Here is a 2,647-nt window from a genome sequence, read left to right as displayed (position 1 = left end):
TGCGTGAATGGGCTGAACAAGGCCTCGGTGCGCTCAGGGTCAAAACCGATGCCAGTATCAATGACGCTGATGCGCAGCAGCACCGTCTGGTCGTCCATCGCGGGCAACAACTCGGTTTTGACAATGACCGAGCCCTGGTCTGTGAACTTGATGGCATTGCCGAGCAGATTGGTCAAGACCTGTCGCATGCGCACAGGGTCCATCCAGACCAGCTCCGGCATGTTGTCTGCCATTTCCAACTGAAGATCCACCCCTTTGACCCGGGCCAACTGCTCTAGAGACCACACCGTGTGGCGAATTAACTGAGCTGGGTTGACCTCGAGCAATTCCAGTTCCAGTGCCTTGGCCTCGATTTTAGAAAAATCCAGAATTTCGTTGATGATTTGGAGAAGATGGTTGGACGAGTCACGCGCCAGCGTCAAGTAACCCTTTTGAATCTCTGCAGAGGGCGTGTCAAGCGCCAACTCGATCATGCCCACAACGCCGTTCATGGGCGTGCGAATTTCATGACTCATGTTGGCCAAAAACTCTCCGCGCATGCGATTGGCTTGCTCAGCCTTTTCCTTGGCCTCAACCAACAGGTCTTGCGCGTTCTGGATGGCGGTGAAATCCTGCATCACTCCCACAAAAAAATGCTCATCGTCCAGGTGGGTTTCACTGACCGTCAGACGCACAGGAAAAACACTGCCATCACGTCTTTGGCCGGGCATGATGGTCGGCTGGTCAGCAAATTTTTCTCGCCACTTAGTCAGGTTGACTTGCGTTTCATTGTTGTGCGGTCTGCCCACTTCTGGGGGCATCAGCAGACTGATGCGTTGTCCTATCAACTCTTCCATGGTGTATCCAAAGTTGATACACGTGGCATCGTTGCACTGCACGATCGTTCCCAATGAATCGGCGACAACAATCGCCTCTGGAACCGATTTAAAAATGCTTTGGAGCTTGCCCTCACTCAACAGTAGATGGCCTTCGACCAGCTTGCGCTCGGCAATTTCATTGCTCAACTGACGAATGGCTTTTTGCCTTTGATCCGACAACTGGTGTGAGGTCATCAAGGCTAAACGAATCCGCTTGACGGAAAACCAGATCAGCAGCAAACCGAGAAAAAGCAATACCAGCAACACCACAAAAGTGCGGTTGAGCACCCCTGTGCTGGCCAACTGCCACTGAGAGACCGGCAACACCACCTCCAGCGCACCGCGTACATCGCCCACTTTCCAGTCTGTGCGGGGGGAACCAGGGTAGCTGTTGTGGCAGGCCACACAATTGGGCAGCATCCGGTCCGCCTGCGCAAAACGCAAAACACGTTGCCCGTTCATGACTTCTTCGCGTACAAAAGGGATGTTTGGCTGATCTTTCAGGTGCTGCAGTGCCTGCGTCTGAAAGTCATCGAGCGAACGCGCGCTGAGCCGCCAGGGAAAAGGCTGGTCACTGTACAACCTCACCTGGGTGCCTCCATCCACTTTTGACAGATAGTGCCCCAGGTCAATGGTCAGTGTGGCAGGCAGGGGCAAAGCGTTGTCACGCGATTTGTAGTCATGCGTGACCTCCAGGCCACCCTTCACGGCCCGAGGCACCAGTTCCTCGGTGTAAAAGTTGCGAAATTGCGTCACCGAATCGGCATGAGTTTGGGCGCTTTCGGTGGCGTATTGCTGCACCACAGCCTCACTTGACTGGTAGGTATAAAAGACAACCCACAAGCCCATGACCATCAGCAGCCCACCCAGCCACTCCATGGGCCAGCGCAGTAACAACACACGAATCGGTGAAACCAGACGCTTTAATACATTCAATTTGTAATCCTGAGTACAAAGAGAATGATACCAATCAATACAAAGTTGACACCTTCGGCCGCGAGTCTTCAACAGACCGTTTGAATAAACTCGAAACACCCAGTGCCCGCAATGCCAGCCCTTGGCCGGTCAGGGCAACCAGAAAATGCGGCCGCCTGCCCGATCAGGTGTCCTTGCTGACCTTGATGGTTGGAAATTTGGCTGAAAAATCCTTGGCCTTGGCCGCAATCTTGACGGCCACTTGGCGGGCCACCGCCTTGTAGATTTGGGCCACTTCACCATCGGGGTCGAACACCACCGTGGGTTTGCCGCTGTCTGCCTGCAGGCGAATTTGCATGTCCAGGGGCAAGGCGCCCAAGTAATCCATGCCGTATTCAGCCGCCATCTTCTTGCCGCCATCGGCACCAAAAATGTGCTCCACATGACCACAGTTCGTGCACACATGCACGGCCATGTTTTCCACCAGGCCCAAGATTGGCACGCCGACTTTCTCGAACATTTTCACGCCTTTTTTGGCGTCAAGCAGGGCGATGTCTTGCGGCGTGGTCACGATGACAGCGCCCGTCATGGGCACGCGCTGGCTCAAGGTGAGCTGGATGTCACCGGTGCCCGGCGGCATGTCGACGATCAAATAGTCCAACTCTTTCCAGTTGGTCTGGCGCAAAAGCTGCTCCAGTGCCTGGGTGGCCATCGGGCCGCGCCAGATCATGGCCTCGTCCTGATTGACCAAAAAACCGATTGACATGACCTGCACGCCGTAGTTTTCCATCGGCTCCATGGTCTGGCCATCTTCGCTTTCAGGGCGACCTTCGATGCCCATCATCATGGGCTGGCTGGGACCGTAAATATCGGCA

Annotated in this window: 2 protein-coding genes; both read right to left on the bottom strand. The window is 54.7% G+C overall.

Annotation, left to right across the window (positions count from 1 at the left end):
* The coding region (locus tag ACIQ3A_RS14925; protein ID WP_396432515.1) for a histidine kinase dimerization/phospho-acceptor domain-containing protein at nucleotides 1–1,793 on the bottom strand (1,793 nt) is incomplete at its 3' end.
* Between the two features lie 163 nt (nucleotides 1,794–1,956).
* Nucleotides 1,957–2,647, bottom strand: a 691-nt coding sequence (locus ACIQ3A_RS14920) for an Mrp/NBP35 family ATP-binding protein (RefSeq protein ID WP_396432514.1), incomplete at its 5' end; no start/stop codon positions are given.

The sequence above is a fragment of the Limnohabitans sp. genome (assembly GCF_044361985.1).
Lineage (GTDB): Bacteria > Pseudomonadota > Gammaproteobacteria > Burkholderiales > Burkholderiaceae_C > Limnohabitans_A.
The sequence above is the reverse complement of the archived record's forward strand: the minus strand, read 5'-3'. Positions and strand labels throughout refer to the sequence as shown.